The organism is Pseudomonas sp. NPDC087639 (assembly GCF_044743385.1).
Classification (GTDB): domain Bacteria; phylum Pseudomonadota; class Gammaproteobacteria; order Pseudomonadales; family Pseudomonadaceae; genus Aquipseudomonas.
In genome coordinates this window covers 1-26,130 of record NZ_JBIUWI010000037.1, presented here as the reverse complement: position 1 = coordinate 26,130, position 26,130 = coordinate 1, and the positions used below count along the sequence as shown (strand labels likewise).

24 protein-coding genes are annotated in these 26,130 nt (G+C 61.1%); 12 read left to right on the top strand and 12 right to left on the bottom strand.

The annotated features are described in order from the left end of the window. Positions 1–112 precede the first annotated feature (112 nt). Complete coding sequence (locus ACIOVB_RS16565; protein WP_401269440.1) at positions 113–1,525, bottom strand: MFS transporter; 1,413 nt, start codon at positions 1,523–1,525, stop codon at positions 113–115. A gap of 103 nt (positions 1,526–1,628) precedes the next feature. Here ACIOVB_RS16565 and ACIOVB_RS16560 point away from each other — a divergent pair, with 103 nt between their 5' ends. Further along, positions 1,629–2,516, top strand: a complete 888-nt coding sequence (locus tag ACIOVB_RS16560; protein ID WP_401269438.1) for a LysR family transcriptional regulator — start codon at positions 1,629–1,631, stop codon at positions 2,514–2,516. Here ACIOVB_RS16560 and ACIOVB_RS16555 read toward each other — a convergent pair. Continuing rightward, complete coding sequence (locus ACIOVB_RS16555; RefSeq protein ID WP_401269435.1) at positions 2,513–3,133, bottom strand: cell wall hydrolase; 621 nt, start codon at positions 3,131–3,133, stop codon at positions 2,513–2,515. The genes ACIOVB_RS16560 and ACIOVB_RS16555 overlap by 4 nt on opposite strands. A gap of 199 nt (positions 3,134–3,332) precedes the next feature. Here ACIOVB_RS16555 and ACIOVB_RS16550 point away from each other — a divergent pair, with 199 nt between their 5' ends. From ACIOVB_RS16550 to ACIOVB_RS16525, 6 genes are all read left to right on the top strand, one after another. Further along, positions 3,333–4,184, top strand: coding sequence for a CAP domain-containing protein (locus tag ACIOVB_RS16550; protein WP_401269433.1), 852 nt, complete (start codon positions 3,333–3,335; stop codon positions 4,182–4,184). Between the two features lie 152 nt (positions 4,185–4,336). After that, the gene (moaA, locus tag ACIOVB_RS16545) at positions 4,337–5,335 is read left to right on the top strand and encodes a GTP 3',8-cyclase MoaA (RefSeq protein WP_401269431.1); all 999 of its coding nucleotides are present in this window, start codon (positions 4,337–4,339) and stop codon (positions 5,333–5,335) included. 35 nt (positions 5,336–5,370) lie between these two features. After that, a complete protein-coding gene (locus ACIOVB_RS16540) occupies positions 5,371–6,270 on the top strand; it encodes a bestrophin family protein (RefSeq protein WP_401269430.1) in 900 nt (299 codons plus the stop codon). Between the two features lie 92 nt (positions 6,271–6,362). Next, entirely contained in the window at positions 6,363–7,706 is a 1,344-nt protein-coding gene (gene chrA, locus ACIOVB_RS16535; protein WP_401269427.1) for a chromate efflux transporter, read from the top strand. A gap of 538 nt (positions 7,707–8,244) precedes the next feature. Then, complete coding sequence (locus ACIOVB_RS16530) at positions 8,245–9,609, top strand: glutamine synthetase family protein (RefSeq protein WP_187680516.1); 1,365 nt, start codon at positions 8,245–8,247, stop codon at positions 9,607–9,609. Between the two features lie 59 nt (positions 9,610–9,668). Next, a complete protein-coding gene (locus ACIOVB_RS16525) occupies positions 9,669–10,952 on the top strand; it encodes an NAD(P)/FAD-dependent oxidoreductase (protein WP_401269423.1) in 1,284 nt (427 codons plus the stop codon). Between the two features lie 103 nt (positions 10,953–11,055). Here ACIOVB_RS16525 and ACIOVB_RS16520 read toward each other — a convergent pair whose 3' ends face one another. Continuing rightward, positions 11,056–11,841 carry a DeoR/GlpR family DNA-binding transcription regulator gene (locus ACIOVB_RS16520; protein WP_401269421.1) on the bottom strand — a complete coding sequence of 262 codons (786 nt, stop codon included), beginning with the start codon at positions 11,839–11,841 and terminating at the stop codon, positions 11,056–11,058. Between the two features lie 253 nt (positions 11,842–12,094). Then, a complete protein-coding gene (locus tag ACIOVB_RS16515; protein ID WP_401269419.1) occupies positions 12,095–12,988 on the bottom strand; it encodes a LysR family transcriptional regulator in 894 nt (297 codons plus the stop codon). 85 nt (positions 12,989–13,073) lie between these two features. Between ACIOVB_RS16515 and ACIOVB_RS16510 the strand changes: the two genes are divergently transcribed. Further along, on the top strand, positions 13,074–13,850 hold the full coding sequence (locus tag ACIOVB_RS16510; protein WP_401269417.1) for an NAD(P)H-dependent oxidoreductase: 777 nt from the start codon (positions 13,074–13,076) through the stop codon (positions 13,848–13,850). A 37-nt stretch (positions 13,851–13,887) separates the two neighbouring features. On the opposite strand, the gene ACIOVB_RS16505 is transcribed toward ACIOVB_RS16510, so the two are convergent. Continuing rightward, positions 13,888–14,406: a transporter suffix domain-containing protein gene (locus ACIOVB_RS16505; RefSeq protein ID WP_401269415.1), complete on the bottom strand. Its 519-nt coding sequence runs from the start codon at positions 14,404–14,406 to the stop codon at positions 13,888–13,890. 118 nt (positions 14,407–14,524) lie between these two features. Here ACIOVB_RS16505 and ACIOVB_RS16500 point away from each other — a divergent pair, with 118 nt between their 5' ends. Genes ACIOVB_RS16500 through ACIOVB_RS16490 form a run of 3 tightly spaced genes read left to right on the top strand, consistent with a single transcriptional unit; the run spans position 14,525 to position 18,204 of the window. After that, positions 14,525–16,078 carry an efflux transporter outer membrane subunit gene (locus tag ACIOVB_RS16500; protein WP_401269412.1) on the top strand — a complete coding sequence of 518 codons (1,554 nt, stop codon included), beginning with the start codon at positions 14,525–14,527 and terminating at the stop codon, positions 16,076–16,078. Continuing rightward, complete coding sequence (locus ACIOVB_RS16495; RefSeq protein WP_187680510.1) at positions 16,071–17,189, top strand: HlyD family secretion protein; 1,119 nt, start codon at positions 16,071–16,073, stop codon at positions 17,187–17,189. Before ACIOVB_RS16500 ends, ACIOVB_RS16495 begins: the two co-directional genes overlap by 8 nt. Further along, positions 17,179–18,204 (top strand): DUF2955 domain-containing protein, encoded by a 1,026-nt coding sequence (locus ACIOVB_RS16490; protein WP_401269409.1) that lies wholly within the window; start codon positions 17,179–17,181, stop codon positions 18,202–18,204. Before ACIOVB_RS16495 ends, ACIOVB_RS16490 begins: the two co-directional genes overlap by 11 nt. Here ACIOVB_RS16490 and ACIOVB_RS16485 read toward each other — a convergent pair. The 3 genes from ACIOVB_RS16485 to ACIOVB_RS16475 form a co-directional block, all read right to left on the bottom strand. After that, positions 18,189–18,635, bottom strand: coding sequence for a hypothetical protein (locus ACIOVB_RS16485; protein WP_401269407.1), 447 nt, complete (start codon positions 18,633–18,635; stop codon positions 18,189–18,191). The genes ACIOVB_RS16490 and ACIOVB_RS16485 overlap by 16 nt on opposite strands. Before the next feature lie 125 nt (positions 18,636–18,760). Continuing rightward, the gene (locus tag ACIOVB_RS16480) at positions 18,761–19,780 is read right to left on the bottom strand and encodes an AbrB family transcriptional regulator (RefSeq protein WP_401269404.1); all 1,020 of its coding nucleotides are present in this window, start codon (positions 19,778–19,780) and stop codon (positions 18,761–18,763) included. A 141-nt stretch (positions 19,781–19,921) separates the two neighbouring features. After that, positions 19,922–20,344, bottom strand: coding sequence for an HD domain-containing protein (locus ACIOVB_RS16475; protein ID WP_401269402.1), 423 nt, complete (start codon positions 20,342–20,344; stop codon positions 19,922–19,924). Between the two features lie 221 nt (positions 20,345–20,565). Between ACIOVB_RS16475 and ACIOVB_RS16470 the strand changes: the two genes are divergently transcribed. Beyond that, positions 20,566–20,997 (top strand): hypothetical protein, encoded by a 432-nt coding sequence (locus ACIOVB_RS16470; RefSeq protein WP_401269399.1) that lies wholly within the window; start codon positions 20,566–20,568, stop codon positions 20,995–20,997. Positions 20,998–21,390: 393 nt separating this feature from the next. Here the strand turns inward: ACIOVB_RS16470 and ACIOVB_RS16465 are convergent, their stop codons facing one another. The 4 genes from ACIOVB_RS16465 to ACIOVB_RS16450 all read right to left on the bottom strand — a co-directional run. After that, positions 21,391–21,939 (bottom strand): cupin domain-containing protein, encoded by a 549-nt coding sequence (locus tag ACIOVB_RS16465; protein WP_042558757.1) that lies wholly within the window; start codon positions 21,937–21,939, stop codon positions 21,391–21,393. Positions 21,940–22,348: 409 nt separating this feature from the next. Then, complete coding sequence (locus ACIOVB_RS16460) at positions 22,349–23,632, bottom strand: NAD(P)/FAD-dependent oxidoreductase (RefSeq protein WP_401269395.1); 1,284 nt, start codon at positions 23,630–23,632, stop codon at positions 22,349–22,351. A gap of 52 nt (positions 23,633–23,684) precedes the next feature. Continuing rightward, the gene (locus ACIOVB_RS16455; RefSeq protein ID WP_187680502.1) at positions 23,685–25,175 is read right to left on the bottom strand and encodes an aldehyde dehydrogenase; all 1,491 of its coding nucleotides are present in this window, start codon (positions 25,173–25,175) and stop codon (positions 23,685–23,687) included. Between the two features lie 263 nt (positions 25,176–25,438). Continuing rightward, on the bottom strand, positions 25,439–26,130 hold a 692-nt coding region (locus ACIOVB_RS16450; RefSeq protein ID WP_401269392.1), incomplete at its 5' end, for a glutamine synthetase family protein.

Sequence of the window (26,130 nt, the reverse complement as noted above, 5' to 3'; positions counted from 1 at the left end):
CACAAGTCCCTGTAGGAGCTGTCGAGTGAAACGAGGCTGCGATCTTTTGATCCTGATCTTTGCAATCAAAAGATCGCAGCGTGCCGCAGCTCCTACAGCAAGTGGTGGTGGGTCAGTCACCTGAGATTTTGACTGTGCCGCCGCTATCGCGAGCAGGCTCGCTCCTACAGTTGATCTGCGCTCGGCTGATGATCAGGGCCATGACCATCAGGGCCGTGGCGACGCCGAAGGTGATGTGCAACCCAGTGGCGATAACGGCAGCAGGGGCTTGGGTCGGATCGCCAGTGGCCACGGCAAACACCGCGCCCATCGCCGCCGCCCCGGTGATCAAGCCCAGATTGCGCGCCAACCCGAGCAGTGCCGACACCACGCCGCGCTGATCCTGGCTGACCCCAGCCATCAAACCGGTATTGTTGGCCGCCTGGAACAACGCATAACCAGCGGCGATCACCGTCATCGGCAGCAGGTACGCAGGCAGGCCGAAACTCATCGGCAACAGCGCTAACAGGCTGCAACCGCAGGCCATTGCGAGCAACGCGCCGGGCACCACTCTCCGCGCGCCGAAGCGATCCACCAAGCGCCCGGCCGGTACGCCGCCGAACGCCGCCAACAAAGGCCCGACCGACAACACCAATCCGACCACCGTGCTGGTCAGGCCCAACCCTCGGCTCAGGTAAAACGGGCCAACCACCAGTGTGGTCATCATGACCGTGGTCACCAGCAGCGTCAGCGCCAGACTGCCACTCAGACGCAGGTCGGCGAACAGTGACAAGCGAATCAGCGGTGCCTTGGTCTTCATCTCGACCGCAATGAACAATCCCGCGCCGCACAGGCTGATCAGCAGCAACGCCGGGGTGAATCCGTCAAGGGTCATCGCCAGCGCATAGGCCGCCAGCGTCAGCATCAATAACCCGGTGCCGAAATAATCAAACGCAATACGCACCCGGACTGGCCGATCCGCCGGCAGATAGCGATACACCAGCCACGCATTGAGCAAGCCCAACGGCACGTTGAGCAGAAAAATCGAATGCCAACCGGCATGCGTCATCAACAACCCGCCCAGCGACGGGCCGAGGCTGGTGCCGGTGGCCGACATGGTCGCCAACAACCCCATCGCACTGCCCGCCCGGGACTTGGGCACCGCATCGGCCACCAGCGCCACTGTCAAGGCGAACATGATCGCCGCGCCAAGGCCTTGCACCGCCCGTGCGCCGATCAGCCAGCCCAGCCCCGGGGCCAGCGCGCAGGCCAACGACGCGGCAGTAAAAATGCCGATGCCGATCAACAGCAATCGCCGCCGCCCGAGGCCATCCCCTAAACGCCCGACACTGACAATCAACGTGGTGATCGCCAGCAAGTAGGCCAGAACGATCCACTGCACCTGTGGAAACGTCGCCTCAAACGCCGCCGCCAGAATCGGCAACCCGGCGTTGGCAATGCTGGTGTCCAGCGACGGCATCAACATCGACAGCGCCAGACTGGTCAGGGCCCAGCGGGCTGTGGTGTTCAGGGGTGGTCGAGGCATGGCGCATTCACTGTGCAAAGTTAATGTGTCGTAGCCTGAGCCTCGACAATACAAGGCGCAAGACGCATGCTTTGCACTTAATACCTGCACAGAACGCCATATCATGACCGCACCGGATCTTAACCTGCTGACCACCCTCGACGTGCTGCTGCGTGAAGGCAGTGTCGCCCGCGCCGCCAAATGTCTGCGCCTGAGCCCGTCGGCCATGAGCCGCGCCCTGGCCCGTCTTCGTGAAACCACCGGCGATCCGTTGCTGGTGCGCGCCGGTCGCGGCCTGGTGCCAACCCCGCGTGCGCTGGAGTTGCGCGAACGGGTCAGTCATCTCGTGCAGGAAGCCGAGGCGGTTTTGCGTCCCGCTGAAGTGCTCGATCCCGGCCAGTTGCAACGCACGTTCACCTTGCGCAACACCGACGGTTTTGTCGAAACCTTCGCCGCCGCCCTACTCGCACGCATCGTCCAAGAGGCGCCCGGCGTGCGCCTGCGCTTTGTACAAAAGGCCGATAAGGACAGCACGCCGCTGCGCGAAGGCCGGGTGGATCTGGAGACCGGCGTCGTCGACGACAGCACCGACCTGACCCTGCACAGCCGCATCCTGTTTCAGGATCACTGGATCGGTGTGGTACGTGAGGGGCATCCCCTGAGTTCTGGCAAGATCAGCGCCAAGCGCTTTGCCGGCGGCGAGCACATTCTCATTTCACGACGCGGACGCAGCAGCGGCCCGGTCGACGAAGCGTTAATGGCCTTGGGCATGACGCGGGATATCGTCACCTCATTCGGCGGATTTTCGGCGGCACTGACGCTGGTCCGTGAGTCAGACCTGATTGCCACCGTGCCGGAACGTCACACCAGCAAACTGCGCACCGGCCTGCACAGTTTCGCCCTGCCTTTCGAGATGCCGCCAATCAGCGTGTCCATGCTCTGGCATCCGCGCATGGACGCCGACCCGGCGCACCGCTGGTTACGCAAATGCGTGCGGGAAGTCTGTGCCTAACGCGCGTCACCGCCAGCGGGTTTGTAGAACAGGAATTTTTTCGTCTCGGCGGTTTTCCGGTATTCCTTGGCCCAACTCGGATGCACGTTGCGGTCATGGAAATACAGCGCGCCATTGGTGCGATCCTTGAGCTGACGGTTCAACGCCTTGCCGGCGATTTCCTTGGCCAGCGCGTATTCGGCATCCTCCTTGACCTGATCCGGACGCCCGTCACACCACCAGGAAAACTGGCAGCTTTTGGTTTCCGAGCCTTGCTTGACCACGGCGCAAACGGTGTCGGGAAAACCTTCATGGCCGAGGCGATTCATCACCACGCTGGCCACGGCTTCCATCTCCGGGGTGTCCCTGCCTTTGGCTTCCCAGTAGATACTGCGCGCCAGGCACGTGATCGGATCATCCAGCGGTGCGGCGCCGGCCGGGTCCACCGCTTGCACTTCGGTCGGGGTGATGGCTTCGGATTTGGGCGCCGGTGCCGTGCTGACTTTGTCCGCCGCTTTCTCTTCCAGCACCTGGGCTTTCTCTTCGGCTTTTGCCTTGATCGGCGTTTGATCGGTGGCCATGGCAGTGCCGGCCAACAGGGTTAACGCAACGCATCCAATCAACCATTTCAATGCCATGTCAGCTCTTCCGGCAGGGCCCGAGTCGGGCAAGGTGTTACGTAGGGGAGACGCCCGCATCCCGGGGTCTTGGCTGAGTGTAGACGGCAAAATCGCGGGCAACGTTCCGCTGAAAAATCCGCCAAATCAAGAAAAAGACATTGCACCCACCGGGGGCGTTTCGCGCATCATGGGCGCATTCAGCTCAAGGGAGATCTCCATGCGCTTCATGCCATCCGTTTTGCGCTTTGCCGCGTTGTCCGCCGGCCTGGCCTTTGCCGCCTCGACCATGGCCAGCGACGAGTCGCAACTGATCGAGTCGATCAACAAGTACCGCAGCGAACCGCAACGTTGCGGTGCTCAGGCATCCAGCGAACTGCCACCGCTGTCGGCCGATCCGCGACTGCGGCTACCGGCCAGTGGGGCTGTCAATTTGCAGCAAGCCATGGCCAGCGCCAGTTACCCGATGGTCAACGTACAGGCGATCACCCTCAACGGCCCGCGCGATGCGGCGTCGGCGATGCAGGCGATTCAAGAAAGTTTCTGTCAGGTGGTGCTCGATCCGCAGTTCGTCGATGTCGGTGTCAGCCGCGCTGATCGCGATTGGCGCGTTGTGCTGGCGCGGCCATTGTTGTCGGCCAAACTTGGCGATGCGCAGGGTGAAGGGCAAAAACTGCTTGAGCAGCTCAACGTCGCACGCAGCCAGCCACGCCAGTGCGGCGGCCAGGCCTTCGCCGCTGCCGCACCGCTGGCCTGGAACGCGACGCTGGGCACGGTCTCCCAGGATCACAGCCGCGACATGGCCAACAAAAACTACCTCGACCACAAGGACCGCGACGGCCGCACCCCCGGTGACCGCGCCGAACTGGCCGGCTACAGCGGTCAACTGGTCGGCGAAAACATCGCCGCCGGCCAGGACACTGTGGGCAAAGTCGTCGACGGCTGGCTCGCCAGCCCCGGCCATTGCGCCAACCTGATGAACCCGCAGTACAAGGAACTCGGCGCCGCTTATGCGACCGACCCGAGGAGCGATGCAGGGATTTACTGGACGGCGATGTTTGGGGCGCAGTAAATCTCAAGCCCACAGTCTTTTTGTGGTGTTCTGCTGATCATCGACGGCATCAATCACCCGGTCATTAAGAGTGATTGGACGCTGTTCGACATTGCCCATACCCTGCGCCGTCCAGATCCGCGGTTAGCGGTTTTCCCCACAGCGAGGCTGTCATGTCAGAGCGCGTTTTGATCGATGGCTTCAATCGCCGCGTCGACTACCTGCGCATGTCGGTGACCGACCGTTGCGACTTTCGCTGTGTGTATTGCATGGCTGAAGACATGCAGTTTCTGCCGCGCCAGCAAGTGCTGACGCTGGAGGAAATCTTCCAACTGGCACAAAGCTTCGTCGCACTGGGCACGCGCAAGATCCGTCTCACTGGCGGCGAACCGCTGATCCGTCCCGGCGTGGTGCAACTGTGCGAGCAGATCGCCGCCCTGCCCGGCCTGCGCGAATTGTGCCTGACCACCAACGGCTCACAACTGGGCAAACTCGCCGCGCCGCTGTTCGACGCCGGCGTTAAACGCCTCAACGTCAGCCTCGACAGCCTCTGCCCTGAGCGCTTCAAACAGATGACCCGCACCGGCGATCTGGCGCAGGTCATCGAGGGTATCGATGCTGCGCGCAAGGCCGGTTTCACTCGCACCAAACTCAACTGCGTGGTGATGCAGGGCCGAAATGATCAAGAGATCAATGATCTGGTGAGCTTCGCCATCGACCGTGAGCTGGACATTTCTTTCATTGAAGAAATGCCGCTGGGCGTGATTGACGAACACAGCCGCGCCGAATCGTTTTTCTCTAGCGCACAAGTGCGCGAACGGATCGCCGAACGCTACACCCTGATCGACTCGGCCGAATCGACCCAAGGCCCGTCGCGCTACTGGCGGCTGGCCGAAGCCCCGCAGATTCGCCTGGGTTTTATTTCTCCGCACAGCCACAACTTCTGCGCTACCTGTAACCGGGTGAGGCTGACGGTGGAGGGGCGTTTGCTACTGTGTCTAGGTAACGAGCATTCGCTGGACTTGAAAGCCGTGCTGCGCGCCCATCCCGGGCAACCGGAACGTCTGGAGAAAGCGATCATCGAAGCGATGAAGCTCAAGCCCTACAGGCACAACTTTGAAGTGAACGATGACGTACAAATCGTGCGATTCATGAACATGACCGGCGGTTGATGCGTCACGTCCACGCGTAATCGGGATCACCCAGCATGATCATCAGACCCAAGGTCAGTCAGTTCGCCATCCTTTTTACCCTCAAGGGTTCGATTGCCAAGCGAATCGCCTTGCGCACCCTGATGGTCACCCTGCTGGCGTCGGCGATTGTGCTGGTGGAAATCCTCCATCCCAGCAGCTTCACCAAGGTCAACGCCACGCCCTTCACGCTACTGGGCTTGTCGCTGTCGATCTTCATGAGTTTTCGTAACAACGCCTGCTATGACCGCTGGTACGAAGCGCGCAAGGCCTGGGGCGAAGTGATCGTCCATGTGCGCTCGATCATTCGCGAAACCCACATCATCCGCGAATCGGAGCAACGCCGGCCGCTGCTGCTCAATCTGTGCGGCTTCGCCCACGCCCTCAACGCGCGACTGCGGCGTGAAGACGAGGCGGCGGCCAGCGGCGCGTGGGTCGACCCGAAACCCGACGCTCAGGTGCCCGACTACAGCGCACAGATCCTGCACCGGATTGGCGAACAATGCTCCGATCTGCAACAGGCCGGCGCATTAAGCGAATGGCGCTACATGCTGCTGGCCAATCACCTGACCAGCCTCACGCAAGCTCAAGCCGTGTGCGAGCGGATCAAGAACACGCCGCTGCCCTTCCCCTATACCTTGCTGCTGCACCGCACGATTTACCTGTTCTGCATCCTGTTACCGTTCGCCATGGCCGAGCCACTGGGCTGGCTGACGCCGCTGTTCACCGCGATTGTCAGCTACACCTTTTTCGGTCTGGATGCGATAGCCGATGAGTTGGAAGACCCATTCGGCCGCGATGAAAACGACCTGCCAACCGATGCTCTGGTCCGCACGATCGAGCGCGACATTCTGGCTGAACTGGGTGTTGCACAACTGCCACCGGCCTTGACGCCCGTCGATTACGTCCTGAGTTGATCGGCCAGCCACAGCCTTGTCTGAGCACTATTGGATTTAACAAAAGCCTGATTAGATAGCGGCTCCGCCAGAATTCGACTCAGGAGCCGCACTTGAGTACACCGCCGCAGGATCTTCCCCGCCCCGATCCCGTCACCCTGCGTCAGGCCTGGCGCTTCTGGCTCAAGCTCGGCTGTATCGGTTTCGGCGGCCCCGCCGGGCAAATCGCGATCATGCATCAGGAGTTGGTCGAACGCCGCCGCTGGATCTCCGAACGACGTTTTCTCCACGCCCTCAACTACTGCATGTTGCTGCCCGGCCCCGAGGCTCAACAACTGGCGACCTACATCGGCTGGTTGTTGCATCGCACCTGGGGCGGCGTGATTGCGGGCGTGCTGTTTGTGCTGCCGTCGCTGTTTATCCTGATTGCGCTGTCATGGCTGTACATCGCCTACGGTGACGTGCCGGCGGTGGCCGGGGTGTTTTACGGGATCAAACCGGCGGTGACGGCGATTGTGCTGCACGCGGCCCATCGCATCGGCTCGCGGGCCTTGAAAAATGGCTGGCTCTGGGCGATTGCCGGGGCCTCGTTCGTGGCGATTTTTGCGTTCAATGTGCCGTTCCCGCTGATCGTGCTCGGCGCCGCGTTGATCGGTTATCTCGGCGGGCGTCTGGCGCCGCAGCGATTCGATAACGGCGGCCAGCGCAGCAGTGAAAAATCCTTTGGCCCGGCGTTGATTGATGACGACACCCCGACGCCCGAACACGCTCGATTCAGTCTGTCGCGGCTCTCGCGGCTGACATTGGTCGGCGCGGCGCTGTGGTGTTTGCCCATGGCCTTGCTGACGGCGTTGTTCGGTTGGGACGGCACTTTCACGCAGATGGGCTGGTTCTTCACCAAAGCCGCATTACTGACCTTTGGAGGGGCCTATGCAGTGTTGCCCTACGTCTATCAGGGCGCGGTGGGGCATTACGGCTGGTTGACGCCGACGCAGATGATCGACGGCCTGGCGCTTGGCGAAACCACCCCGGGGCCGCTGATCATGGTGGTGGCGTTTGTTGGCTTCATCGGCGGTTATGTGCAACCGGTATTCGGCGCGGAACATGCGTTCGCCGCTGGCGCAATAGCAGCGACGCTGGTGACGTGGTTCACCTTTCTGCCTTCGTTTCTGTTCATTCTCGCCGGCGGGCCGCTGGTGGAATCGACTCACAATGAACTGAAGTTCACTGCGCCGCTGACCGCGATCACGGCGGCAGTGGTCGGGGTGATTCTCAACCTCGCGTGTTTTTTCGCGTATCACGTGTTCTGGCCGAGCGGTTTCGCCGGGCAACCGGATGTTTTTTCGATAGCGCTGGCAGTCATGGCGGCATTGGCGCTGTTCGTTTTCAAGCGTGGTGTGATTGAAGTGTTGATCGTTTGCGCCCTTGTCGGGCTGGGCTTTCACCTGTTGCGCTAAACAACCGTCGCATCGCCGATGCGCAATCAATCGTTTACACGCCCGAGGAATGCCCCTTACTATCCGGGCACACCGGTCGGCGGGTCAGTCCCGCCACCGAAGTTTTCCGCCAACGGAAACACGCGTCATGAGTACGTCACTACAACAACCAAAATCGTTGAACGTCTCCGCTGTGTGCGCCCTCTGTCAAAGAGGCCGCGCATGAATCGCATCGTCAATCTCCCTATGGCCCTGCGCCGTTCCAAGCTGCGTCACTCCGCACGCCCGCCGGATATCGCCTGCTGATTTCCTGATTACCGTCAGTCAACAACACAAACTGGATGATGGCCTGTGGCGAGGGGATTTATCCCCGATGGACTGCGTAGCAGTCACGCCTTTTGGGGGCCGCTTCGCGCCCCATCGGGGATAAATCCCCTCGCCACAGGTTCATCGTCGCGTCTGACTGACTGAAGACCTTTTTGAAATCCCTGCCAGGACGCCATCCATCGCGTCCGGCCCGAATCTGCGCGCCTGTGCGGCGCCATTTGAGTGATTGATTATGAAATTCGCAGCCATTGAAGACGCACGCCTGTTCCTTGAACAGAACCCCGATATCGACATGATCGAACTGTTCATCCTCGATGCCAACGGCGTACCGCGCGGCAAGCTGTTGCACCGTGAAGAACTGCTCGCCGTGTATGAAAGCGGCCGCCCGCTGCCCAGCACTATTCTCGGTCTGACCGTACAGGGTGAAGACGTCGAAAACTCCGGTCTGGTCTGGGATGTCGGCGATATCGACTGCCGCGCCTATCCATTGGAAGGCAGTCTGGTGCGCCTGCCGTGGCGGCAGATTCCGACCGCTGCGGTGCAGGTCAGCATGCACCCCACCGAGGGCATGCCGGCGAGCATCGCCGACCCGCGCCACCTGTTGATCAAGGTGGTCGACGCGCTCAAAGCAGAGGGTTATTACCCGGTGATGGCCTGCGAACTGGAGTTCTATCTGCTCGACGCCAAACGCGATCACAACGGCCGCCCGCAACCGGCGCTGGATGCTGACGGCGGTCGACCGCGACACACCCAGGTCTACGGTTTGCGTGAACTGGAGCAGATCGAACCGTTCCTTGCCGACCTTTACGGCGCCTGCAAACTGCACGGCATTCCGGCGCGCACGGCGATCTCGGAATACGCGCCGGGTCAGGTAGAAATCACCCTCGAACATGGCGATGCGCTGGAGGCGATGGATCAAGCGGTGCGCTACAAGCGCCTGGTCAAAGCCGTGGCGCACAAGCACGGCATGCAAGCGACATTCATGGCCAAGCCGTTCGATGATTTGGCCGGCACCGGCATGCACATGCACGTCAGCCTCGCCGATGCCGAAGGCCGTAACTTGTTCGCCTCCGAAGACCCGGCCGGTACCCCGCTGCTGCGCACGGCGATTGGCGGGATGCTCGCGTCCTTGCTCGATTCGCTGCTGCTGTTCTGCCCGAATGCCAACTCTTATCGCCGTTTTCAGGCCAACAGCTATGCGCCACTGGCGCCGACCTGGGGTGTCGACAACCGCACCGTCAGCCTGCGCGTGCCCGGCGGCCCGGCCAACACCCGACACATCGAACACCGTATCTGCGGCGCCGACGCCAATCCGTATCTGGCGGCAGCGGCAATCCTTGCCGGCATTCATCGCGGCATTCGCGAAAACCTTGATCCGGGCGCACCGGTCGAGGGCAACGGCTATGCGCAAGCGAAGGAATTACTGCCGACCGATTGGCTGACTTCGCTGCAGGCGCTGGAAAATTCAAGTTGGGCGCGGGATGCGTTGGGGCAGGAATTTCTTGGGGTTTATCTGGCGGTGAAGCGCGCTGAGTACCGGCAGTTCATGGCTGAAGTGGGTGAGCAGGATTGGCGCTGGTATCTCACCGAGGCCTGAATATTCACATCTCCCCTGTGAGACCGCGTACCGAACTCGAATTTTGTGTGGACACTGACATGACCAATCGCTGCAATTCCTACTACACCGCCACCCTCAACCAGGACACCGACTACCCGACCCTGCAAGGCCGGCACAAAGTCGATGTGGTGATCATCGGCGGCGGTTTCACCGGCGTCGCCACCGCTGTCGAACTCGCCGAAAAAGGCCTGAAAGTCGCCATCGTCGAGAGCAACAAAATCGGCTGGGGCGCCACCGGGCGCAATGGCGGCCAGGTCACCGGCAGCCTCTCTGGCGATGGCGCGATGCGCAAACAGATGCGCCCGAAACTGGGTGATGAGGTCGACGATTTCATCTGGCATCTGCGCTGGCGCGGGCACGAGATCATCAAACAGCGCGTCGAGAAATACGGCATCGCTTGTGACCTCAAACACGGTCATCTGCACGCCGCCTACAAACCCAGCCACATGACCGATCTGCGCAGCGATTACGAAGAAGCCGTGCGACGCGGACTGGGTGATGAAGTCAGCCTGCTCGACCGCAGCCAGGTGCGCGACCTGCTGCAAAGCGACCTCTACCACGGCGCGATCAAGAACACTCGCAACATGCACCTGCACCCGCTCAACCTGTGCATCGGCGAAGCGCGAGCGGCGGAAAGTCTGGGTGCGCTGATCTTCGAAAACAGCGAAGTGCTAGAGATCATTCACGGCGATACGCCTGGGGTCAGAACCGCCCACGGCCAGATCGACGCCAATCAGGTAATGCTCGCCGGCGACGTCTATCACAAACTCGAACCGGGCCAGCTCAAGGGCAAGATTTTTCCGGCCATGGGCGGCATCGTCACCACGGCCCCGCTCGGCGATCTGGCGCGGCAGATCAACCCTGAAGATCTGGCGGTGTACGACTGCCGTTTCGTCCTCGATTACTACCGCCTCACCGCCGACGGCCGCTTGTTGTTCGGCGGCGGCGCCAACTACAGCGGCAAGGACTCGCGCGACATCGCCGCCGAACTGCGCCCGTGCATCGAGCAGACTTTTCCGGCGCTCAAAGGCGTGCAGATCGACTACCAGTGGAGCTGCGCGATGGGCATCGTGATCAACCGCATCCCGCAACTGGGCAAGCTTTCGGACAATGTCTGGTACTGCCAGGGTTACTCCGGGCACGGCATCGCCTCGACCCACATCATGGGCGAAATCATGAGTCGGGCGATCACCGGGCAGATGGAGCAGTTCGATACGTTTGCGGCGTGCCAGCACATTCGCGTGCCGATGGGGGATTTGCTGGGCAATCCGTTACTGGCGGCGGGGATGTGGTACTACCAGATGCTCGAAAAGTTGCGTTGATTGCACTGGCCCTTTCGCGAGCAGGCTCGCTCCCACATTTGAAATGCATTCCAATGTGGGAGCGAGCCTGCTCGCGAAGAGGCCGGCAGCCTCACTACAAACCTCAATCCGGCAACTGCTCCACCTCGATCCCCAATCGCCGGTAATCCTCGACACTCCCCGACGCCAGGTGCCGCTCGGTAATCAACGTATGCACCCGCGTGCACGGCGCCACCACAAACGGCTCCACCGCGCCCAGCTTGTCCGCCGTGGTCACTGCGATCACCTGCGCGGCGCTCTCGAACAATGCCTGCTTCACCGGCACCTCATCGAAATACAGCGAGCTCAACCCCACCTCCGGATGAATCGCACACACCCCGGTAAACAGCAGATCAGCCTTGATGCTTTGCAGCAGGCGCACGGTCTCGTGGCCGCTGACCGACATCGTCGCCAGGTTCAACTGCCCGCCAGCCAGGATTACCTTGATGCCCTTGTATTCGGCGAGGGTGATGGCGGTCATCGGCGACGTGGTCACCGCTGTGATCTTGATATCCGCCGGCAACGAACGCGCGATCTGCAACGTGGTAGTGCCGGAATCGAACAGCACGATCTGGCCATCCTTCACCCTCCCGGCAGCGAGTTGCGCCAGGCGGGTTTTCACCTCGTCGGTCTCACTGATGCGGGTGAAGTAATCCTTGCCGGTGTCTTTCGGCCTCGGCAACGCGCCGCCGTGTACCCGCTGCACCAGGCCGGCGTTATCCAGCTCGGCGAGGTCGCGGCGGATGGTGTCCTCGGACACGGCGAAATGCTGGCTCAACTCGGAGGCCATGACCTTGCCGTCACGTTCGAGGATCAGGAGGATTTTCTGCCGGCGCAGGGAGGGAAGTTCGGTGACCGAATGATCGTGCATGGTTCTGCCTGTTTATGCTTGTAGTTGCAGGTTTTCGCCGAGACTAGCGAAAGCCTCGGGTAAACACAAATCGGCGGATATCAATTGTTTCGATCATTGGAATCACAAAGCCGAATTTTTCCTTTGCATTCAGCCTGTTCAGAATGGCCCCACTCTCAACAGGCTCAGGATGACCACCTTATGAATCTCAATTTCGCGTTTGCTTGCATGATCGTCGTGTCGTTCGCGATCGCTTTGGGCCACGCCTGAGGCATTAAACCGACGCCGCCAGATGCTCGCGAAACCACTTGTGCGCGGGATCACGGTGAAGTCGCTCGTCCCAGAACATCGCCATTTCGTAGCCCGGCACCTGCAGCGGTGCCTCGACCACTTGCAATGCCGAGTTGCCCCGCACCAGCCGTGACGGCAGCATCGCCACCAGATCGGTGCTCGCCAGCACCGACATCACCATCAGAAAGTGCGGCACCGACAGCACCACTTTGCGCGACAGCCCCACGTCGGCCAGCACCTTGTCAGTCACCCCGAAAAAGCTCCCGCCCTCTCGCGACACCAGCACATGTTCCAGTGCGCAGAACTCATCGCAGCTCGGTTTACCCGTCAAACCGGGATGCCCGAGACGCCCGGCCAACACGTAACGCTCGCTAAACAGCACCCGTTGATGCAGGTCCAGCGGCGCGTCTTCGGTGATGTGCAGCGCCAGATCGAACACGCCCTGCTCCGCTTGCTTGACCAATTGCGCTGGCATCAGGTCGATAACCGCCAGCCGAGTGCCCGGTGCCTGCGCACGTAAACTGCTCAGCGCCGGCAGAAGAATGGTCGATTCACCGTAGTCGGTTGCCGCGACTCTCCAGGTCTGGGTCGCCAGTGCGGGGTCGAACACAGTGGCCGGGGCCACCGCCCGTTCCAGTGCTTCCAGCGCCTCGCGCAAAGGCTCGCGCAACTCATCGGCTCGCGCCGTCGGGCGCATACCCCGCGGGCCAGGGAGCAACAGCGGATCGCCGAAGATGTCGCGAAGCTTGGCCAAATGGACGCTCACCGAGGGCTGCGACAGGTTCAGCCGTTGCGCCGCGCGGGTGACGTTGTGCTCGGACAGCAGCACATCGAGGGTCAACAGCAGATTGATATCCAGCCGTCTCAAATTATTCATGGCTATACCAGACATATCAGACATTCATTTCCAATATACCTATGGAACGCTGATCCTGCTCCCACTCAGCCACGGAGCTTTAAAAATGAATGTACTACTGGTCTACGCCCACCCCGAACCCACGTCCCTCAACGGTGCGCTCAAGGACTTCACCGTTCAGCGCCTCGAAGCCGCCGGCCACAACGTGCAAGTCTCCGACCTTTACGCGATGAACTGGAAAGCCATCCTCGATGCCGACGACGCCCCACAGCGTGATAACAGCAAACCGTTCCACGCCTCCCTTGACTCGAAACTCGCCTACGCCCAAGGCACGCAAGCCGCCGACATCGCCCGCGAGCAGGAAAAACTGCTGTGGGCCGATGCGCTGATTCTGCAATTCCCGCTGTGGTGGTTCACGATGCCGGCGATCCTCAAGGGCTGGGTCGAACGCGTCTACGCCTACGGGTTTGCCTATGGCGTTGGCGAACACTCCGACAGCCGTTGGGGCGAGCGTTATGGCGAAGGGAAAATGAAAGGCAAACGGGCGATGTTGATGGTCACCACTGGTGGCTGGGAATCGCATTACAGCCCGCGCGGAATCAATGGGCCGATGGATGACCTGTTGTTCCCGATTCAGCACGGAGTTCTGCATTACCCCGGTTTTGACGTGCTGCCCCCCTTCCTTGTCTATCGCACCAGCCGCATGGACGACGCCCGGTTTACCGAGACAACGGATGAACTGGGGCGCCGACTGGATGAGTTGTGGAGTGCCCGGCCGATTGCGTTCAGGCAGCAGAATGCGGGGGATTACGAGATCCCGGGGTTGACGTTGAAGGATGATGTTGCGCCCGGTAAGCAGGGCTTTGCCGCACACCTCATTTAGCGGAGAAAGGTGAAGGAGCAAGCTCCTTCACCGTATCTCAAGGCGAAACCACCCGCGCCTTACGCACAAACAGCGCATGGGCCTTCTCCCAGAAGTTGCCGCCCAGCACAAAGAAACTGCCAACGAACATCAGATCCCCAAGCAATTGCAGCTGCCACAGATTGGGCCGCAACCCCGGCCAGAAGTTATCGAAATACGGTTCCAGAAACGAGACAAGCAACGGCAGGCAAAACATCACCACGCCGATCCTGTGCCGCAGCGGCCCGACCTCGTCGACCGGTGTCGGAATCATCCCCGAGACATAACCGCCGATCTTGCGCTTGAGCTCGGCGAATCCGGCCTTGCCCATCACCGCGATCACCAGCAGCAACAGCACTTTGTTACTGATAAACAGCACACCGGTCAGCGCCGCCACTTTCGAGCCGGGCACATCAAGGGCGGCGGCCAGTGGCACCATCAGCCACGAACCGAGCATCAGGCAGATGATCGCCACACCGACCTTGAAGCGCCAGTTGGCGGTGGTGGTCGGCGTTACCGGATCTTGGGTAGTGTCCATGGTTTCGTACCTGTTTTGGCGGGATGCCGTGCCTGAAAAGCGTAGCAGCAGATTCGCCCGAACAACCTGCAATTCGCGGTCTATGCTCCAGTGATATTGGCGATTGGGGACACACGCAATGCCTGCACCGACAGCCCTGCTGACGCGGCCCGGTCACCTGTTGTTGCTCGGCGCGCTGAGCTTCAGCGGCTGTGTGCGTCTGGGGCCGGATTTCCAGCCGCCGGCCGAAGCCTGGAGCAAGCAGTGGAACAGCGCAGCGCTGGAGCAGGCCAGCGAACGTGCGGCCCAGCCAGACCTGCGCCAGTGGTGGCAGGTATTCGCCGACCCGGTGCTGGATCGCCTGATTGCCGAAGCAGATGCACATAACAGCAGCCTGAAAATCGCCGGCCTGCGGGTGCTCGAAGCCCGCGCCCAACTGGGCATCGCCGAAAGCGGCCGCTACCCGCAACTGCAACAGGTCGGGGTCGACAGCCTCTACATCGACCGTCACCAGTCCGGCGGCAGCAACCCGCAGGATCTGCACTTCTGGCAACACAGCGCCGCGTTCGATATCGGTTGGGAGCTGGATTTCTGGGGGCGCTTCAGTCGCGCCATCGAATCGTCCGATGCCAGCTACTTCGCCGCTCAGGCCAACTACGAAGACGCCCTTGTACTGCTGCGCGCGCAAGTCGCCGACACCTATTTTTCCCTGCGCACCACCGAAGCACGACTGCGCGTCGCCCGGGAAAACGCCGTCCAGCAAAAACGCAATTTCGAGATCACCGAAAAGCTTTTCACCAGCGGCCAGAGCGCCGAACTCGACCTGCAACAGGCGAAAACCCAATACCTCGGCACGCTTAGCAGCATTCCGGCATTCGAAGACCAATTGCTGCGCACGCGCAATGCCCTGGCGGTGCTCGTCGGCCAGCCGCCCGGTGGCGCGGCGATGCTGGCCGAACAAACCGGGCTGATTCCTTTGCTGGATCGCGCCGTGCTGCAAGACGTCCCGGCCAACCTGCTGATGCGCCGCCCGGACGTGCGCGCGGCGGAACTGAATGTCGCCGCGCAATCGGCGCTGGTCGGTGTTGCCGAGACTGATCTGTACCCGTCGCTGACTTTGCTCGGCAGCATCGTCTGGTCGACTGATTCCCTCGGCGCCACCCCACGCAGCCTCGACCTGATTGGCGGCCCGAGCCTGCGCTGGAACATCTTCGATTACGGCCGCATCCGCAATAACGTGCGGGTGCAGGACGCGCGCTTGCAACAACTGATCGAAGCCTATCGCGACAAGGTTCGGCAAGCCGCGCGCGAGGCTGACGACGCCGCCAGTGGCTTGAGCAAGGCGCTGGAACGCGAACGCATTTTGCGTGAGGCCGAAGGCGCAGCGCGGCGTTCGCTGGTGCTGGCCAACACGCAATACCGCGAAGGTTATTCGGACTTTCAGCGAGTGCTCGACGCCCAACGTGCGCTGCTGGAGTTACAGGACAACTATCTGGTCAGCCGCAGCAACGCCGTGAGCAATCTGATCGCTCTGTACAAATCCCTCGGAGGCGGCTGGCAGAGCAACGCGCCGCAGATCGACGAGCCGACCCGACAACAGATGCAACAACGCACCGATTGGGGCGATTTGCTCACCGCGCCCCCCGCCGAACCGGCGTATCCCCTTCCATCGCAGGAAAGCCGCCATGACTGAAAACACGACGCCCGCTCCTGCCCCTGTCCAGCCCGACGCAGCGAAAAAAGGCATCCGCTGGGTGCTACTGCTGATCGTACTGAGCCTGGCCTGGTATTTGCTCGCCGACCGCTACACGCCCTACACCCAGCAGGCGCGGGTCGGTGCGTTCGTGATTCCGGTGGCGGCGGAAGTCGCGGGTCGGGTGATTCGGGTCAACGTGCGCAACAACCAGGATGTGAAAGCGGGCGACACCCTCTTCGAACTTGATCCACAGCCGCTGCAAATCGCCGTCGATCGAGCAAAAGCCGATCTGGAATCGACCCGACGTCAGGTCGGCGCCAGCACCGCCGGAATCGCCTCGGCACAGGCTTCCTTAAGGGCCGCGCAAGCCAACGAACTCAAGGCACGACAGGACAATCAGCGCCTCGAGGGTTTGTACAAACAAGATCCCGGCACGGTCTCTGTCCGTCTTCTTGAGGTGTCGCGAGCCAACCGTGAACAAGCGGTCGCCCAAGTTGCCGCCGCCCGCGCCGAAGTGCAACGGGCGCAGGAACAGGAAGGTGGCAATACCGACACCAACGCGCAGTTACGCAGCGCCGCCTCGGCACTGGCCAAAGCCGAGCTGGATCTGGCCAACACCCGCATCGGCGCACGCTCGGCCGGGTTGATCACCGACCTGCGCACCGACGTCGGCCAGTTCACCGCCGCCGGCAGCCCGCTGATGACCCTGATAGCGATCCACGACGTATGGGTCAGCGCCGACCTCACTGAAAACAACCTCGGCCGCGTGCAACCTGGAACCCCGGTGGCCATCGTCCTTGACGCACTGCCCGGCGAAGTCCTCGACGGCCGGGTGCGCAGCGTCGGCTATGGCGTCAGTGTCGGCCAGACGCCGGCGCCCGGCACCCTGCCGAGCATCCAGAACAGCCGCGACTGGCTGCGTCCGGCGCAACGTTTTCCGGTGATCATCGAATTCACTGAAGAGGCGAAAAAACGCCTGATCGACAGCCGCGCCATCCGTGCCGGCGGTCAGGCGGAAGTCATGGCCTTCCCCAGCGAAGGCAATCCGCTCAACCCGTTGGGGCGCTTGTTTGTAGGGCTGATGAGCTGGCTGTCGTATGCCTACTGAGCGCAGCGTTCCGGCGCAACGGGCCTTGCGCCTGGCGTTCGGCACCGCGCTGTGTACCGCCGCCAGTTATGCGCTGGCGCTTCCGCTGGCGTTTATTTCGCCCGTGCTGGCGGTGTTGTTGCTGGCCAGTCTGCCAAGGCCATTACCGCTCAAAGGCGCACTGGTGCTGGCGCTGGTCGCTGCGCTGACAACGAGCATCGGCCTGCTGCTGGTGCCGTTGCTGCGCTATTACCCGGTGAGTGGTGTGTTGTTGATTGGGCTCGGTTTGTTTGTGGTGTTTCGCTTTGGCCTGCGCGGCGGTAACCCGTTGATCGTGACCTTTCTGGTGATCGGCATGACCATGATTTCTGCCGCCGGATTTGCCGAATTCGATCTGGCGATGGCGGTGATCGGCGCGCTGGTCAAAGGCCTGTTGCTGGCGGTCGCGGTGGTGGGCATCAGCCATACACTGTTTCCAGAACGGCCCGACAGCCCCGTCCCGCCGAAGCCGCCCGCCTTACCCGCCGATGAAGTCCCGCGTGTGGCTCTGCGCGCCACCCTGATCGTCATGCCGACGTTTCTACTGGCCCTGAGCGACCCGGCCAGTTACCTGCCGATCATCCTCAAAGCCGTCAGCCTCGGCCAGCAAAACTCCACGCCCCACACCCATCACGCCGGCCGCGAACTGCTCGGCTCGACCCTGCTCGGAGGCTTGCTGGCCGTGCTGCTCTGGTGTGGCTTGAGCCTGTTCGTGCATGTGTGGATGTTCTTTCTGTGGACGCTGCTGTTCGGGCTGTGGCTGGCGCGCAAACTCTATCGCCTCAGCCCGACAACCTTCAGCCCCGGCTTCTGGCTCAACACCCTGGTGACGATGATCATCCTGCTCGGCCAATCGGTGCAGGACAGCGCCGCGGGCAAAGACGTCTACAGCGCGTTCGCCGTGCGCATGGGTCTGTTCATTCTGGTCACGCTCTACAGCGCGTTGATGATGCGCCTGCTCGAAGCGCACAAACCAAGCCGTCAAGGCGTGACCTGATAGCCGCGCCCTTGCAGACACCCGGTGTAAGCACTGGAACTGGCTGCTGCATCAGTCTTGCTCTGCGCACGTCGATCCTGACGCTGTCGCGCACCACCCACCACCGCGCCGGCGGCAGCCGATTGCCCGGCGCGGTTCTGCCGGTAATCCTGCTTGCGATCATCGTCGTCCGCATCATAAAACTCGTCGTGCTGGCGACCGCGCACCTCAGCCGCTGTTGCACCGGCAGCAGCACCGACGGCAGCGCCCCTCAGGCGACCACCGGTTTGCGGGGTTGAAGTGGTGGAACTGGCGGCGACCGAATGGCAGTCGTTCATGTCGATCTGGGTTTGTTGCGAAGTCTGGCCCTTGAGCGGGACGATGGTTTGCGCATTGGCTTGCGTGGCGCAAAGAGCGGCGATCAAGAGAGCGGTGGACGACAAACGGTTCATGATTACCTCCGGCGGGGCCTGGCGTTGGCTGTGATGCGGGGTAATCAAATAGTGTAGTTCACCAGTGACAAACTCATTTAAGCGGTGAAGGAGCAAACTCCCTCACCGCGACGGATGATGTGTAATCAGGACTCTTCCCGCACCCGCCGCACCTGCACCAACAACGCCGGCGCAAAATGCAGCAGCACCATCCGCGCCAAGTGGTGAGTGAGGATAAACACCACATTCAGCCCGCCGGCAAACGCGACAATCGCAATCGTCTCGATCGCCCCCGGCATGTACGCCAGCCACAGAGACAGCGGATCGCTGCCCAACCATCGCGCCGCCCCTTCGGCAAATGCCGCCGCCACCACAATCATCAACCCGACCGACACCAGCGCCGTACGACCATGCAGCCCCAATTCCTTGAGGCCCAAACCCTTAAACCGCGATCCAATCCGTACGCCGAGCACCAGGGCTGCCAGATTCAAACTCCAGTCCGGCATGTGAAAGCCCTGCAGCCAGCCTGCTTTTACAAAGACTGCGGTGATGATGATCGCCGTGAGCATAAATGGCGCCGGCACGCCGATTAGCAGCAGCAATCGACCGAGGACGACGCTCAAGCCGATTACCGAGAAAACCGTCAACGCCATGCCGGTGGTCAACGGATCGCTATCAACAGCAGCAACCGACACCTGCCCCGGAATCAAAAAGCTCACCAACACCGTGATCAACAGCAACCGCATCAGGTGCACGATGATTACCTTGCTCGACGCCTTCTCCGACTCAAGCAAATCAAACACCGCCGCCAGCGCCCCCGGATACACCGCGAGTAGCGCGTCCGTGCGGTTCCACCCTGCCCCGCGCGTCAGCCACCATCCGGCCAAGGCAATCTGCACCGTCAAGCACAGCAGCAACACGCCAAGGCTCGGCAACATCGTCGACGCCGTCGCACCGTCCCACGCTTCGAACATCAGCCCGGTGGCGATGCCCAGCGTGACCTGGATGTAGCCCAAACCATAAGGTGTCGCGGGTGCAAAACCGGATTTAGTGACGACCAATGCCGTGACAAGGATCGACCCCAGCAGCAACCCATGAGGTACACCGAGGGACTGCAACACAGCGCCAAAACCGGCGGCGATCAACAAACATAGAATGGATTTCATATTCGCCTTCCTGGCTATTCAACTGACCCGACACGATCCCGTGTAGGAGCTGCCGCAGGCTGCGATCTTTTGACTTTGAATCTAAAAAACAAGATCAAAAGATCGCAGCCTTCGGCAGCTCCTACAGGGGCGTGTCCATTTTTATGAGCGCAACCGACCGATTGCGCGACGGTATTTTTCGACTCGTTCCAGATCCTCCCAACTCGGCGAAGCGATCCGCGACAAGTCGCTGTTCTCTTCCAGATCCGCCAGTTTCACGACCCGGCCGATCGGGTTCTGCGCCGCGCGCTCGACGAAATCCTCATAGGACTCGCCCGGCACTTTGGTAACTGATTCGATAGCGCTCAGCACCTCTTCGCTGAAACCTTCCTTGCGAAGGTCATCCAGGCTGATATCGCAATCCTCGACCACGTCGTGCAGCACCGCGACGATGCGCTCCTCCAGCGTGGTCATGCGCAACATCACTTTCAGCGGATGCAAAATGTACGGCGCCCCGCCCTTGTCCACCTGCCCCGCGTGCGCAGTGGCGGCGATGGCGATTGCGCGTTCCAGTGTTTGCGTCATGGAAGTCTCCGAATGCGCGAAACGGATGTGCCATTGCCGCTACAGATTTCAATCATGGGCAATATTCCAATCCTTGGGGCGCTAGATGTGTCCGATTGTTTCTCAGTCTACGCGAACAGCGCAAATCAAAAACCTGATTGAACCTCCTTCCCCTGCGCTATCTCGAAACCATAAGCGCCCACTCATTGATCAGAACCGGCGCCATTGAAGAGGAAAGCCCGATGAACATTCGATTCCTGCTTCTGATCACCACTTTCAGCGTCATCCCCACCTGCGTCATGGCCGAAGGCTGCGACGTCGAAACCCGCTCCTCCAGCGCCTCCGTGCCCACCGTCTCCAGCCATAGCTGCTACGAATACGAGGGCGTGCCCGTCAATTCCATCGACTGGTCGTGCAGCAACGAAAGCAAAGACATGGTCAACGCCGTCAAGAAAAAGGTCCAACAGTGCGATGACCATTACCAGGCCACCTGCATCGCCACCCTCACCCAGGAATCCCTGGCCAACCCGCACTCCACCAGCAAGGATAAAAACGCCAAGGCGTTGAATATTCCTGATGGTGCGCAGGTGACTACTTATTACTACGGTGCGGAGAATCTGGGGCAGGCGAAGATTGATTGCGAAAGTGGGGGTGGGGATTGGAAGGTGAAGTAACGGCTGTTTAGCGCACATAAAAAGGGACACCGCTGGGTGTCCCTTTTTCGTGTTCATTGTGGCGAGGGAGCTTGCTCCCGCTGGGCTGCGAAGCAGCCCCTGTACCAAACATACAAAGCCATGATTTGAGATTCGACCGAATTTGAAGTCTGAAAAACTCGTAGGAAAACACCCCTTGTGGCGAGGGGATTCATCCCCGATGGGCTGCGAAGCGGCCCCAACCCGGCGAGTTCATTTCTCCAGACACCCCGCACGCCCCGGATTACGACGACTGCGTCGCCGATCGGGGATAAATCCCCTCGCCACAGTGTATTTCCGCCACCACACTTGTTTATTGCCTGAACTCGACAACCCCGGCAGTAACCAGTCGCCAATATCGGCCACGGGGCATTATCAAAAATTCGCCGGCGTATTCGCACTAATAATCTCAGCCTCATCGGCCCCGATATTCCTAAACTTATGCGGCAGCGTCGTAGGAAAGTAATACCCATCCCCCGCATTCAAAACACTCACCGACCCATCCACGGTCAACTCAACAGTCCCGCGCGTCACCAACCCACACTCCTCACCTTCCGAATGCACAATCGGCTCTTCCCCGGAGCTCGCGCCCGGTGCGTATTGCTCGCGCAGCAAGCGCATCTGCCGGCTCGGCACGGAGGCGCCGATCAGCAGCAGGCGCAGGCCATGGCGGCCGAGGTCGGGTTGTTCGTTGGCGCGGAAGACGTATTGATGCTCACGCGGCGGTTGGTCGAAGGTGAAGAAGTCGGCCAGGGACATCGGGATGCCTTCGAGCAGCTTTTTCAGGGAGCTGACGGAGGGGCTGACGCGATTCTGTTCGATCAGGGAGATGGTGGCATTGGTCACGCCGCTACGCCGGGCCAGCTCGCGCTGGGAGAGTTTGTAGCTTTCGCGTACTAGTTTGAGTCGAGAACCCGTATCCATGACTGCCTTATGTTGAGGTACTTAAGGGTAATGGGGGTGGGTGGCGGGTGACGCGCCGGGGCGCGGATCACGTTGCTCCCGTGTCCCGGAACCGTGAAAGGCGGCTATTAAATCACGTTTGATGGTGTAGCTCAGCAGGTTCGATGGATGGTGGGGGAAAAGTCTTTCCTGCCTTGGCAATGCGGACCTGTAGGCCTTCGCCTGCTCGCGATTCGGTGGCACATTCAACATCACTTTTGACTGATTGATCGCATTCGCGAGCAAGCTCGCTCCCACAGGATTTGTGGTGTTTCTGGAAGAGTGGTGATGGCTGGGCTGGCCTCATCGCGAGCAGGCTCACTCCTACAGTAGAGCGTTGTGTCAGGTAAAAAACCGGCGGGGTCTTGGGGGCCGCCGCCGGGGAGGTAACTTAGAGGCCGAAGCGGTCGCGCAGGGAGTAGTAGACCGCGCCGAGGGCTGTCAGCGGGGCTGAGAAGGTGCGGCCGCCGAGCATTGGCATGTGTGGCAGGGAGGCGAAGGCGTTGAAGCGTTCGGCGTCGCCGCGGATCATTTCCGAGATCAGTTTGCCAGCCAGGTGCGAGCAGGTGACGCCGTGGCCGCTGTAGCCTTGCATGTAGTAGGCGTTTTTCTCGATGCGGCCGAATTGCGGCATGCGTGACATGGTCAGCAGGAAGTTGCCGGTCCAGCGGTAATCGATTTTCACGTCTTTGAGCTGCGGGAAGGTTTTGAGGATCTTCGGGCGGATCAGCTGTTCGATGTCGTCCGGTTCACGGGCGCCGTAGACCACGCCGCCGCCGTAGAGCAGTCGGTTGTCGGCAGTGAGGCGGTAGTAATCGAGCAAGTAGTTGCAGTCTTCGACGCAGTAGTTGTTGGTGATCAGGCTGCGTGCCTGCTTTTCGGTCAACGGTTCGGTGACGACGATCTGTGAGCCGCACGGCATGCTTTTCGCGGTCACGCGGTTGTCGAGGCCTTGCGGCAGGTAGGCGTTGCCGGCGATCAGCAGGTACTTGGCGCGTACCAGGCCTTTGGCGGTGCGCACGACGTTTGGCTCGCCGTAGGTGATTTCCACGGCGGCGGATTGTTCATAGATCTTGCCGCCCAGACGCACGATGGCGGCGGCTTCACCGAGGGCCAGGTTCAGTGGGTGAACGTGGCCGCCCTGCAGGTCGAGGAGGCCACCGACGTAGGCGTCGGAGCCGACTTCGCGACGAATGTCCGCCGCATCGAGCATCTTCAGGTTGTGGTTGCCGTAGCGTTCCCAGTTTCGCTTCTGTTCGGCCAGGCCGTTGAGCTGCTTTTTGTTCATCGCTGCGAAGATGCCGCCCGGGCGGTAGTCGCATTTGATGTCGTAGTCCTTGATGCGCGAACGAATGATGTCGGCGCCTTCGAAGATCATGCTGCCGAGGATTTCTGCGGTCTTGTCGCCGTAGCGCTCTTCGATCACATCGACGTCGCGGCTGTAGGAGTTGACCAGTTGACCGCCATTGCGACCGCTGGCGCCGTAGCCGACTTTCGCCGCTTCCAGCACGGTCACTTTATAGCCGGCCTCGCTGAGAAACAGTGCCGAGGACAGGCCGGTGTAGCCGGCGCCGATGATGCAGACATCGCAATCCACCGCTTCTTCCAGAACCGAGAAGTCGATGACTTCGTTGCGGGTGGCGGCGTAGTAGCTGTTGACGTGTTGTTGTTTCATTTTATTGTTCTCCGAGGGTCGCCCATTGAAGGCGACCACCGCTTTAGAAAAATCAGAGCTTGATCCAGGTCGCTTTCAGCTCGGTGTACTTGTCGAACGCGTGCAGCGATTTGTCGCGACCGTTACCTGATTGTTTGAAGCCACCGAACGGCGCCGTCATGTCGCCGCCGTCGTATTGGTTGACCCACACGCTGCCGGCGCGCAGGCCTCGGGCGAAGGTGTGCGCCTTGCTCAGGTTGCTGGTCCAGACCCCGGCGGCGAGACCGAAGATGCTGTCGTTGGCGATTTGCAGTGCTTCTTCAGCGGTGTCGAAAGTGATCAGCGACAGGACCGGGCCGAAGATTTCTTCTTGGGCGATGGTCATGGCATTGGTCACGCCGTCGAACAGCGCCGGCTCGACGTACAAGCCGCCGGTTTCTTCGAGGGTGCGTTGGCCGCCGGCGATCAGTTCAGCGCCCTGCTCGCGACCGATGCTGATGTAGCGCAGCACGTTGTCCAGTTGGCGCTGATCGACCACGGCGCCGACAGTGGTGGCCGGGTCGAGGGCGTGACCGGGTTTCCACGCTTGCAGCGCTTCCACCAGCATCGGGATGAACTGCTCGCGAATCGAACGCTCGACCAGCAGGCGCGAACCGGCAGTGCAGACTTCGCCCTGATTGAAGGCAATGGCGCCGGCCGCCGCTTGTGCTGCCGCGCGCAAGTCCGGTGCGTCGGCGAACACCACGTTAGGGCTCTTGCCCCCTGCTTCGAGCCAGACGCGCTTCATGTTGCTTTGGCCGGCATAAATCATCAGTTGCTTGGCAATCGCCGTGGAGCCAGTGAAGGCCAGCACGTCGACGTCCATGTGCAGCGCCAATGCTTTGCCGACGGTGTGACCGAAGCCTGGCAAAACGTTGAACACGCCTTTTGGAATGCCTGCATCCAACGCCAACTGAGCGATGCGGATGGCAGTCAGCGGCGACTTTTCCGAAGGCTTGAGGATGAACGAGTTGCCCGCCGCCAGCGCCGGAGCGAATTTCCAGCTGGCCATGATCAGCGGGAAGTTCCACGGCACGATCGCGGCGACAACACCTGACGGTTCGCGAGTAACCAGACCCAGTTGGTCGTGCGGCGTGGCGGCAACTTCGTCGTAGATCTTGTCGATGGCTTCGGCGCTCCAGCGGATCGCGTTGGCGGTCGCCGGGATGTCGATGCTCATCGAGTCGCTGATCGGTTTGCCCATGTCCAGGGTTTCGAGCAGCGCCAGCTCTTCCTGGTGTTGCAGGATCAGATCGGCGAAGCGGATCAGGATGCGCTTGCGCTCGGCCGGGGCTTTTTTCGCCCACACGCCGGATTCGAAAGACTGGCGCGCGACCTCAACGGCGAGGTTGGCGTCGGCTTCGTCGGTGCTGGCCACGGAGGCGAGGAAACGGCCGTCGACGGGGCTCAGGCATTCGAAGGTGTCGCCGCTGATCGCAGGGCGGTATTCGCCGTTGATGAAGGCGCGGGATTCGATGCTCAGGGACTGGAAGCGTTGTTCCCAGTCGTTGCGGGTTGTAGTCATTGTTGTGGCTCGACAAGGGGGAATTGGGGGTGTTGTCTGGCTGTGATGTCTGGCTTGAGATGGCTGCCCTCACCCTAGCCCTCTCCCGGTGGGAGAGGGGACCGATTGGGGGATGCTCAGAATCTCCGCCGACCTGAAAAATCTTTGCCGAATCCATAATCGACTGGATCGTTCAGGTCGCTGAATATCTCAAGACAACTCCGTCAGTCCCCTCTCCCTTTGGGAGAGGGTTAGGGTGAGGGGCTTTTGGGGCCCTCAAACAATCACACCGTATGCAGATACCAGTTGTACTCAAGGTCAGAGATCGAGTTTTCGAACTCGGCCAGCTCGCTTTCCTTGCACGCGACGAAGACGTCGATGTACAGCGGATCGATGTAGCGGGCCATGACTTCGCTGTCGTCCAGCTCGCGCAGGGCGTCGCGCAGGTTGTTCGGCAGGCTCTGCTCGTTCTGCTCGTAGCTGTTGCCTTCGACAGGCGCGCCCGGTTCGATCTGGTTGGTCAGGCCATGGTGAATACCAGCCAGCACCGAGGCCATCAGCAGGTACGGGTTGGCGTCAGCACCGGCTACGCGATGCTCGATACGCACGGCGTCGGCGGAACCGGTTGGCACACGTACCGCAACCGTGCGGTTATCGATGCCCCAGCTCGGCGAGTTAGGCACGTAGAACTGTGCGCCGAAGCGGCGGTACGAGTTGACGTTCGGGCAGAGGAACGCCATTTGCGCAGGCAGGGTCTCCAGCACACCGCCGATCGCGTGTCGCAGCGCGGCGTTCTGCTCGGGATCCTCGCTGGCGAAGATGTTGTTGCCCTCTTTGTCCAGAATCGAAATGTGCACGTGCAGACCATTGCCCGCCTGGCCCGGATACGGCTTGGCCATGAAGGTGGTGTCCATCTCGTGGGCGTCGGCGAGGTTTTTCACCAGACGCTGGAGCAGGACGGCGGCGTCGCACGCGG

Excerpts from the sequence above, each read along its gene's own strand:
- ACIOVB_RS16555 (WP_401269435.1), bottom strand. The coding sequence starts at position 3,133 with ATGGCATTGAAATGGTTGATTGGATGCGTTGCGTTAACCCTGTTGGCC.
- ACIOVB_RS16500 (WP_401269412.1), top strand. The coding sequence starts at position 14,525 with ATGCCTGCACCGACAGCCCTGCTGACGCGGCCCGGTCACCTGTTGTTG.
- ACIOVB_RS16560 (WP_401269438.1), top strand. The coding sequence starts at position 1,629 with ATGACCGCACCGGATCTTAACCTGCTGACCACCCTCGACGTGCTGCTG.
- ACIOVB_RS16490 (WP_401269409.1), top strand. The coding sequence starts at position 17,179 with ATGCCTACTGAGCGCAGCGTTCCGGCGCAACGGGCCTTGCGCCTGGCG.
- moaA (WP_401269431.1), top strand. The coding sequence starts at position 4,337 with ATGTCAGAGCGCGTTTTGATCGATGGCTTCAATCGCCGCGTCGACTAC.
- ACIOVB_RS16510 (WP_401269417.1), top strand. The coding sequence starts at position 13,074 with ATGAATGTACTACTGGTCTACGCCCACCCCGAACCCACGTCCCTCAAC.
- ACIOVB_RS16520 (WP_401269421.1), bottom strand. The coding sequence starts at position 11,841 with ATGCACGATCATTCGGTCACCGAACTTCCCTCCCTGCGCCGGCAGAAA.
- ACIOVB_RS16550 (WP_401269433.1), top strand. The coding sequence starts at position 3,333 with ATGCGCTTCATGCCATCCGTTTTGCGCTTTGCCGCGTTGTCCGCCGGC.
- ACIOVB_RS16525 (WP_401269423.1), top strand. The coding sequence starts at position 9,669 with ATGACCAATCGCTGCAATTCCTACTACACCGCCACCCTCAACCAGGAC.
- ACIOVB_RS16495 (WP_187680510.1), top strand. The coding sequence starts at position 16,071 with ATGACTGAAAACACGACGCCCGCTCCTGCCCCTGTCCAGCCCGACGCA.
- ACIOVB_RS16480 (WP_401269404.1), bottom strand. The coding sequence starts at position 19,780 with ATGAAATCCATTCTATGTTTGTTGATCGCCGCCGGTTTTGGCGCTGTG.
- ACIOVB_RS16470 (WP_401269399.1), top strand. The coding sequence starts at position 20,566 with ATGAACATTCGATTCCTGCTTCTGATCACCACTTTCAGCGTCATCCCC.
- ACIOVB_RS16475 (WP_401269402.1), bottom strand. The coding sequence starts at position 20,344 with ATGACGCAAACACTGGAACGCGCAATCGCCATCGCCGCCACTGCGCAC.
- ACIOVB_RS16455 (WP_187680502.1), bottom strand. The coding sequence starts at position 25,175 with ATGACTACAACCCGCAACGACTGGGAACAACGCTTCCAGTCCCTGAGC.
- ACIOVB_RS16505 (WP_401269415.1), bottom strand. The coding sequence starts at position 14,406 with ATGGACACTACCCAAGATCCGGTAACGCCGACCACCACCGCCAACTGG.
- ACIOVB_RS16485 (WP_401269407.1), bottom strand. The coding sequence starts at position 18,635 with ATGAACCGTTTGTCGTCCACCGCTCTCTTGATCGCCGCTCTTTGCGCC.
- ACIOVB_RS16465 (WP_042558757.1), bottom strand. The coding sequence starts at position 21,939 with ATGGATACGGGTTCTCGACTCAAACTAGTACGCGAAAGCTACAAACTC.
- ACIOVB_RS16530 (WP_187680516.1), top strand. The coding sequence starts at position 8,245 with ATGAAATTCGCAGCCATTGAAGACGCACGCCTGTTCCTTGAACAGAAC.
- ACIOVB_RS16565 (WP_401269440.1), bottom strand. The coding sequence starts at position 1,525 with ATGCCTCGACCACCCCTGAACACCACAGCCCGCTGGGCCCTGACCAGT.
- ACIOVB_RS16460 (WP_401269395.1), bottom strand. The coding sequence starts at position 23,632 with ATGAAACAACAACACGTCAACAGCTACTACGCCGCCACCCGCAACGAA.
- ACIOVB_RS16515 (WP_401269419.1), bottom strand. The coding sequence starts at position 12,988 with ATGAATAATTTGAGACGGCTGGATATCAATCTGCTGTTGACCCTCGAT.
- ACIOVB_RS16540 (WP_401269430.1), top strand. The coding sequence starts at position 5,371 with ATGATCATCAGACCCAAGGTCAGTCAGTTCGCCATCCTTTTTACCCTC.